Annotated in this window: 13 protein-coding genes; 4 read left to right on the top strand and 9 right to left on the bottom strand. The window is 57.6% G+C overall.

Going from position 1 to position 6,287, the window contains the following annotated elements:
- Positions 1-37: 37 nt before the first annotated feature.
- Positions 38-514 (bottom strand): hypothetical protein, encoded by a 477-nt coding sequence (locus JCM25146_RS20090; protein ID WP_025829095.1) that lies wholly within the window; start codon positions 512-514, stop codon positions 38-40.
- 84 nt (positions 515-598) lie between these two features.
- Between JCM25146_RS20090 and JCM25146_RS22655 the strand changes: the two genes are divergently transcribed.
- Positions 599-850 (top strand): hypothetical protein, encoded by a 252-nt coding sequence (locus JCM25146_RS22655; protein ID WP_159102017.1) that lies wholly within the window; start codon positions 599-601, stop codon positions 848-850.
- Between the two features lie 497 nt (positions 851-1,347).
- Here JCM25146_RS22655 and JCM25146_RS22250 read toward each other — a convergent pair whose 3' ends face one another.
- The 6 genes from JCM25146_RS22250 to JCM25146_RS22650 all read right to left on the bottom strand — a co-directional run bounded on the left by JCM25146_RS22250 (position 1,348) and on the right by JCM25146_RS22650 (position 3,881).
- Entirely contained in the window at positions 1,348-1,656 is a 309-nt protein-coding gene (locus JCM25146_RS22250) for a hypothetical protein (RefSeq protein ID WP_148299120.1), read from the bottom strand.
- A gap of 440 nt (positions 1,657-2,096) precedes the next feature.
- Positions 2,097-2,456 carry a VRR-NUC domain-containing protein gene (locus JCM25146_RS15205; protein ID WP_035372792.1) on the bottom strand — a complete coding sequence of 120 codons (360 nt, stop codon included), beginning with the start codon at positions 2,454-2,456 and terminating at the stop codon, positions 2,097-2,099.
- 2 nt (positions 2,457-2,458) lie between these two features.
- Positions 2,459-2,728, bottom strand: a complete 270-nt coding sequence (locus JCM25146_RS15200; RefSeq protein ID WP_025829088.1) for a DUF2312 domain-containing protein — start codon at positions 2,726-2,728, stop codon at positions 2,459-2,461.
- Positions 2,721-3,287 (bottom strand): hypothetical protein, encoded by a 567-nt coding sequence (locus tag JCM25146_RS15195; protein WP_025829085.1) that lies wholly within the window; start codon positions 3,285-3,287, stop codon positions 2,721-2,723. The genes JCM25146_RS15200 and JCM25146_RS15195 overlap by 8 nt, the downstream gene beginning before the upstream one ends.
- A complete protein-coding gene (locus JCM25146_RS15190; protein ID WP_025829083.1) occupies positions 3,284-3,502 on the bottom strand; it encodes a hypothetical protein in 219 nt (72 codons plus the stop codon). The genes JCM25146_RS15195 and JCM25146_RS15190 overlap by 4 nt, the downstream gene beginning before the upstream one ends.
- An 88-nt stretch (positions 3,503-3,590) precedes the next feature.
- Entirely contained in the window at positions 3,591-3,881 is a 291-nt protein-coding gene (locus JCM25146_RS22650; protein WP_025829081.1) for a hypothetical protein, read from the bottom strand.
- Positions 3,882-4,037: 156 nt separating this feature from the next.
- Here JCM25146_RS22650 and JCM25146_RS15180 point away from each other — a divergent pair, with 156 nt between their 5' ends.
- Positions 4,038-4,295 carry a hypothetical protein gene (locus tag JCM25146_RS15180; RefSeq protein WP_025829080.1) on the top strand — a complete coding sequence of 86 codons (258 nt, stop codon included), beginning with the start codon at positions 4,038-4,040 and terminating at the stop codon, positions 4,293-4,295.
- On the opposite strand, the gene JCM25146_RS15175 is transcribed toward JCM25146_RS15180, so the two are convergent.
- The gene (locus JCM25146_RS15175; protein ID WP_148299119.1) at positions 4,292-4,894 is read right to left on the bottom strand and encodes a COG3415 family protein; all 603 of its coding nucleotides are present in this window, start codon (positions 4,892-4,894) and stop codon (positions 4,292-4,294) included. The genes JCM25146_RS15180 and JCM25146_RS15175 overlap by 4 nt on opposite strands.
- A gap of 214 nt (positions 4,895-5,108) precedes the next feature.
- Positions 5,109-5,324 (bottom strand): Cro/CI family transcriptional regulator, encoded by a 216-nt coding sequence (locus tag JCM25146_RS21745; protein WP_081774897.1) that lies wholly within the window; start codon positions 5,322-5,324, stop codon positions 5,109-5,111.
- Positions 5,325-5,407: 83 nt separating this feature from the next.
- Between JCM25146_RS21745 and JCM25146_RS15160 the strand changes: the two genes are divergently transcribed.
- Together JCM25146_RS15160 and JCM25146_RS20070 are read left to right on the top strand one after the other, a co-directional pair.
- Positions 5,408-5,734: a helix-turn-helix transcriptional regulator gene (locus JCM25146_RS15160; protein WP_159102016.1), complete on the top strand. Its 327-nt coding sequence runs from the start codon at positions 5,408-5,410 to the stop codon at positions 5,732-5,734.
- 342 nt (positions 5,735-6,076) lie between these two features.
- Positions 6,077-6,287, top strand: a 211-nt coding sequence (locus JCM25146_RS20070) for a hypothetical protein (RefSeq protein WP_035372788.1), incomplete at its 3' end; no start/stop codon positions are given.

Genomic DNA, 6,287 nt, shown 5'->3' with positions numbered 1-6,287 from the left:
GCCATCTGGGCGGCGACTGCCGCGCGCTCCTCGGCGCTTACGGTTGCCCGAGGCTTGGCTGCCCGCTCGGACAAGGCCACAACCCGTTGTGCTGCCATGCGTCCCGCCTGATGCGCTCGGCGTACGGCAGGAGGTGGGCGTAAAGCTCGGCGGGGGCTGGCCAGAATTTCCCCTTGTCGCCCTGCTGGCACCACGCCTTGCGGGTTTCGGGACACCACACGGCTGCGGGAAGGTCGCCGCAAATCTCCACCATCGCCTCGGCTTGGGCACGGGCCCGCCCAGCATCCGGCCCGTTCACGACCAGCATTGCCAGCTTTTTCAGCCATGCCACGATCAGTTCGGGGGTGGCCGGCTGCACCGAAGCGGCAGCAAGGGCACGGGCCTCGGCAACCCTCTGGGCTGTCAGGTCACGGGGCATGATGGCCACGTTGCTGCGGACAGCATCGAGTAGCGCGGACAGGTCGGGGCTCGGCTTGTGGCCCGGTGTCGGCTGGTAGGTCGCAATCGCGTTCATCGACTAAACCCCCTCAATGTCGGGCACTCCGGCCCACGCTTCGGCTACCCGCTCATGGCGGGGGGATGGGCCGCCGGACGCTCGATGCCGCACCGCGCCCTCAATCCACGAAACCACATCAGCGGGCCGGTGCTCCGCTGCCTCCCGGATGATCGAGAGCAGCAGGTCGCAGCGGTCTCGGCAGGCTTTGAGCCACTTGCCGGTGAGCGCCCGGCACTGGGCCTTGGGCTTCCCGGTCATGTGGTGCAGGAGCGTCTCCCCCTCCCGGAAGAGCATGGTTCGGGCATCAACGGGCTGATCGGGTTCCGCGACCGGCTCCGGCGGTCCCGAACGTAGTGAGGGTAATACCTTCCTACCTTCTTCCCTTCCTACCTTCCTACCTTCTGCGGAAGAATTTGATGACTGGTCGCGTACCGGTTGCGTACTGGTATTATACTCGTCTCGTACTTGGTTATTACCGCTATCATTTTCTGCATCCGGACATATGGTTTCTGACTGGCAGTATTCCCGTACCGGTTTAGGCATGGGAACAAACCGCTTTGGCTTCTGGGGGCGTTGCCACTTGCCGAAGTTGCGTACCGCTCCATAACTCTTACCAGCCACGTCATACTTTTTTATGACGTCATTCTCTTCAAGTTCGGTAAGGACTGGCCCCAGATCGATATTGTCGGCAGGGAAAATGCGCGCCTTCAGAACAAGAGGTTTCCATTCAAAGCCGCCGCCATCATCTGCATGAGCCCACAGGCCAACAATCAAAACCCGCGCAGCCATGGAAAGCGTCATAAACGCTTCATCTGTATAAAGGCCGGGGTGAACGCTTCGGATACGGGCCATCAGTTCACCTCACCCACATTCTTGCGGATCACCTCAAACTCGTAGACCCAGACCCATGGGTTTGCGTCCACGGATTTCGTCTCATGCTCGCCGTATAGGTCTGTCCAGATGTGGTCCAAAAAGGCTCGCTTTGCAGACGGCAGGGTGGGCCGCTCAGTGTCCCGGCCAGACCACAGGGAATGCCTGCCAAATTCTTCTTTCCGGACGCCTTCAGCCTGTGCATCTGCCTCAGAAATATCCTGCAACCGCTCTGCCCGGATACCCGTCACGCGCAGGGTTAGGCGGCTGGCCCAGCGGGGCATGAACATGGAAGGACGGTTTTTCCCCCATGCCCAAAGAGGGTTTCTTGTATATCCCGACGCCGCATAATCTATCTTGTCGATATCATTCATCAGATTCCGGGGTGCGAGGCAGTCCCATTTGTGCAGGGTGCGCCATATCTCCCGCACCCACAGAAGGTCGCCGGGAACGTATGGGCATTTACCCACATACGGCCCGCAACGGTCATCCTCCGACCACCAGCACCAGTCCGCGCTCATGCCTCTGGGATTGGCTGGTGTTTTTCTCTTGGAGCAATAAGCGTCTATGTAAGGAACTGGGTGCTTGGCTACATGGTTGGGGTGAACACCCCCAGCGTAAGGTTGAGGCTGCACCTTCATCACTCGCCGCGTCTGCGTCTTCCGGCCATCCAGAAGCGCGCGGACCATCGGAGCGGAAAAGATTATGGGCTTTGCGATTGTTTCTTTCGTCATGCCATCACCGCCCCTTTCAGCGGAACACCATGGCTCTCCAGAAAGAACAGCACGTCCTCAAGGGAGCGGCAGACGGCAACAGCGTGCCCCGCCCGCTTGAGGCGCTGGTGCATGTCCTTCTGGATCTTGCTCACGGTGCCTTTGGGCGTCTTAATCTCGATAAAGAATGAACGCCCTCTGTGATGAATTTCCATATCGGGAACGCCCGGCACACAGCCGCGGGCCTTGCGTCGCATGCCCTCGCGCGGTCCCATCTGACGGTTCTCCGTGCTCCACGCCACGGCATCATCCGGCAGGATGAATTGCAGGGCCTTCCAGATGTGCGTGTGCAGCCGATCCTCTTCATGCTGGGCCATGGTCACACCCCAATCGCGCGGCGATATATGTCGAGGAGCGTTTCTTCTTCCTCAACGTGTGCGGGATCCTGCTTGCGAAGCCGTATGATCTGGCGAAGAACTTTCACATTGAAGCCAGCAGATTTTGCTTCCGTGAAAACGTCCTTAATGTCGTCGCCCAGAGCCTTGCGTTCGCTTTCGAGGCGTTCTGCCCGCTCAATGATCGAGCGCAGGCGGTCTGCTGCGATGCCGCCTACTGCGGGGTCGTTGTGATCTTTCGGGAATTCAGACATTGGCAATTTCTCCCCACTGCCGGGCCATTGCTTCGGCAATGCCTGCATAGGTTTCGCTGCGGAGCTTTCCGCGATTTTCAGAAGGGGGCATGCGGTGTATGCGTGCTTCGCGCCCCTCCACGACATTGGTTGGCTTTAGTGGCGGCAGGCCCTTGAGCCACAGACACGTTGCTTTGGTCTCTCCATGCCCGAACTGCCACGGCTGAATAATCTGGTCTGGCTTCCGCCATAGGCTGGACATGATGCAGACCGGGTTCTCTATGGCGATGCGCGGAATGTCCGCCTTGGCCAGCGTCATGAAGAACGAGACCGAAGCCTGCTGACGGCCGTCCAGCCGCTTTTCCGCAAAGTGGCGCGCCCCAGACACAGACAGATCCGTGCATGGAGGATGAAAGACTGCAATATCCCAAGGATAATCCAGAACATCCCTCACATCGCCTTGGTAATGCGGCCCCGGTCTTTCGGTCGGGATTAGATCGCAGGACATGGCATCATGACCGCATGCAATGAAGGCATCACGCACCCGCCCGCTGTATTCTCCACCGATAAGGACTTTCACCGGTTCATCCCCTTTCGGGCAGGTACGCACATGGGGCGAACGATGTAGCCCAGCGCGTTGATAATGCTCTCCGGTATGTCGCGTTTGTGCGACAGGACTTCGGAAACTGTTGTGCGATTGATGCCAGTTTTGCGCGCCCAAGCGCTTTGACCGCCTGCCAAATCGACGGCATCAGCGAGGCGGCTGCGGATTTCTTCAACCGGGAATGGGGTCACTTCTTCAACTCCTCTTCCGCAGCCCTAAGAGCGCGCTTCATCTTGTCCGACCATGTGTCCCAATCGAACCAGGAAACGTGCACCCACGTTATGTGGACAGAAGGTGGTGGCCCGTTGTGCGTTCGGAACCACTGGAACCGGCAAAGCCGGAGCTTGAACCAGGGCATTCTTCTTCCTCGCGTGCCTTACGGCGCTCAGCGACAAGGCGCTCGACCTCTGCCGCTATTGCGTTGCTGGAAGCCATCAGTTCGATAAGTGCCTCCGCATCAGGGGCATTCGTTCCTGACAGCCAGTTACGTGCGGCCCGGGGCGTCTTTTTCGCCGCGCGGGCCAGCATTTCGGTCGCAAACCTGAGGGGCTCGAACTCCCGTTTGATCACGTTTAAGAGCCTGTCTCGGACGGGCATGTGCGTAAGGCCCATCATTTGCGGAAACTTTCGGTCACTTTTTGACTGTTTCCGGGCGGAAATTGCCCGATCATTCCACATCGCTTTGCTCCATTCTCAGTTTTGCGGAACACGAGAACTGGAGAAACAATGGAGAAGGAGACCGAATTTGGAACGGTGCAGTATGGCGGCCAGTATGCGCTGGACACGTTGAACGCGTGTGACGCAATGCCAGCCGCCATGCACAACACTCCGTTCCTCTGGCAGTCTACTGTCAGAGCAGCGGAGCTTTGGTCGTTCCTGCACCCATACGCGACCATCCAGCAGCGCATGGCGTTGCTGGCGGAAGTCGCGCGAAAGCTGGGGGTTGAGGATGCAGTTGCGGGCATGGGTTCGTGCGGGGGTTAAAGAGCCAAGGGCTCGCGGTATTTTTCGAGGCCGCGCCACATGGCATCCACAACAATGGGATGGTTGCGCGAAAGAGGGGCCTCTCCAAACATGGAGCGCGCGGTGGGCTTTACTGCCGGCTCTGGGGGCGTATCTTCACTTTCGCTCTGGACAATCTTCCTCGCGGGAGTGAGCCAGTTCCTCACCGCCCCCAGCTTTACGCCCATCTCAGTAGTAATCTGCTCCGGGGTCAGGCCCTGCTTGAGAAAGCGCGCAACGCACTGAATGCGGTTGTTGAAGGAATCTTTGCTGCTCCCCCCATTGGAAGAAAGGCCCATCTCCCGCAGAAGCTTCGTAATGAGAGTAGGGTCCAGCCCAAGGGCCTTGCCTATTTTGGCATTCGACAGACCCAACGCATGCTTTTCACGCGTCAGGCGCAAGCGCCTTTCATACTCTTCCTTACTGATGTCCCTGCGCGAAGGAGACCCAGCTGCCCTAAGGGCAACGGAAAGCATAGCTGGGGAAATATTTAATGTCTGGCATATCTCTTTTCTCGGCATGCCTTGAGCATACAGAGCCGCCGCCTTCTTCGTGCGCTCAGCAATCTGCTGCTTGCGCAATTCACTTTTGCTCATTTCCACGTCATTTCACCTTCATGCAAAGGATGATCACATCGCCGTCACGGATTTCGATGCATTGGGGACGGCCTGCCATGCGCAGAGCGTCCGGCGAGAGGTCTGGAGAACCAAAGGCCGTCCATTCCTTTGCGTAATGCGGGCGGCAGTACGCCGCTCGGTAGCCGGACGGCACCATTGTCCGCTTGGGGGGGGCGTTTCATGCTCGCACCTCCTCGGTGGGGGTTCGTTCATACAGGTCGGGGCGCAAGGCTTCACGGGGAAAGCCCGTAATTTGCTCAATCCGCACAACAAGTTCAGACGGTACGACATTCCACTGGGCCACCGCTCCCCGAGTGATGCCCAGACCTGACGCGACCTTGGCGGACAATCCGCGCCGGGATCGGATCAGGGACATTCCTGTTTCTTTGCTCATGAGATGTGCTTAGCACTACTGAGCGTGAAAGGAAAGCATTTTTGCTTAGTGCTGATAAGCGGCCTATGGGCCAGTATCCACGCATGGAACTCAAAGACCTCATACGCGCCGCCAGAAAGGCTAAAGGGCTGTCTCAAGCTCGTTTGGCTGAGCTTATAGGCGTCAATAAAAGCGCAGTTGCGCAATGGGAGCTGGGTTCAACAAACCCTAACAATGATAGTATGGCAGCCTTGCGCGCGGTATTATCTATCGAAGAGCAAATCGCGCCAATCGGCTCTTCCCCATACGCAGGTGAGTTGGTCGAAGATCCCGACGAACTCGCCTTGCTCAAATTCTGGCGGTCTCTTTCTGTTGAGAAGAAGCGAGCTGTGGTCGATCTCCTCCATATTGGTCGGCCCAGCCGACTCTGAACCACGTCTAGCCAACGTAATGCCCCGATTTGCGCTAGTGTTCCTCTTACGTTCTACATCACACCCCACTAGAGGCAGAGTCAACATTTTTTGACACTAAGCATTTTTGCTTAGGTGTGCTAATTTTTTATGTTGACTGCTTAGTGTTGCTGAGCGTATGCATAACCCATCAACCAAACAGGTGATGGGCAATGACAGATACACAGCAGGTCGAGCAGAGCGCTCCCGCAGAAACAAACAAAGCACAGATAACCCTGAACATGCTGCGCCAGTGGGGCGCGTGTCAGGATGGGAAGTCTTGGTTCAGCAACAAATTCCCGCAGCGCAGAATATGGCGAGACCATGACAGCGCTGTATGCTGACAAAAAGTACGCAGACGCTCAGTGGCTGACGCGGAATGCTTTCGATAAGGCATTTTCAAAAGAGATCGTGATCTCCGATGTAAATTCCTTGATTGCACTGACGAAAGACATTGGCGAGACAGAAGATGCCCGTGGCTACGGTGCCCAGATCGGCTCCAGTGGCAACTATGCCCAGATCGGCTCCAGTGGCT

This window comes from Acetobacter okinawensis JCM 25146, from assembly GCF_000613865.1.
GTDB classification, from domain to species: Bacteria; Pseudomonadota; Alphaproteobacteria; order Acetobacterales; family Acetobacteraceae; genus Acetobacter; species Acetobacter okinawensis.
The sequence above is the reverse complement of the archived record's forward strand: the minus strand, read 5'-3'. Positions and strand labels throughout refer to the sequence as shown.

What these genes read in the sequence shown, in the direction of transcription:
- JCM25146_RS20090 (WP_025829095.1), bottom strand. Translation starts at nt 514, where the DNA reads ATGAACGCGATTGCGACCTACCAGCCGACACCGGGCCACAAGCCGAGC.
- JCM25146_RS22655 (WP_159102017.1), top strand. Translation starts at nt 599, where the DNA reads ATGCCGCACCGCGCCCTCAATCCACGAAACCACATCAGCGGGCCGGTG.
- JCM25146_RS22250 (WP_148299120.1), bottom strand. Translation starts at nt 1,656, where the DNA reads ATGTTCATGCCCCGCTGGGCCAGCCGCCTAACCCTGCGCGTGACGGGT.
- JCM25146_RS15205 (WP_035372792.1), bottom strand. Translation starts at nt 2,456, where the DNA reads ATGGCCCAGCATGAAGAGGATCGGCTGCACACGCACATCTGGAAGGCC.
- JCM25146_RS15200 (WP_025829088.1), bottom strand. Translation starts at nt 2,728, where the DNA reads ATGTCTGAATTCCCGAAAGATCACAACGACCCCGCAGTAGGCGGCATC.
- JCM25146_RS15180 (WP_025829080.1), top strand. Translation starts at nt 4,038, where the DNA reads ATGGAGAAGGAGACCGAATTTGGAACGGTGCAGTATGGCGGCCAGTAT.
- JCM25146_RS21745 (WP_081774897.1), bottom strand. Translation starts at nt 5,324, where the DNA reads ATGAGCAAAGAAACAGGAATGTCCCTGATCCGATCCCGGCGCGGATTG.
- JCM25146_RS15160 (WP_159102016.1), top strand. Translation starts at nt 5,408, where the DNA reads ATGGAACTCAAAGACCTCATACGCGCCGCCAGAAAGGCTAAAGGGCTG.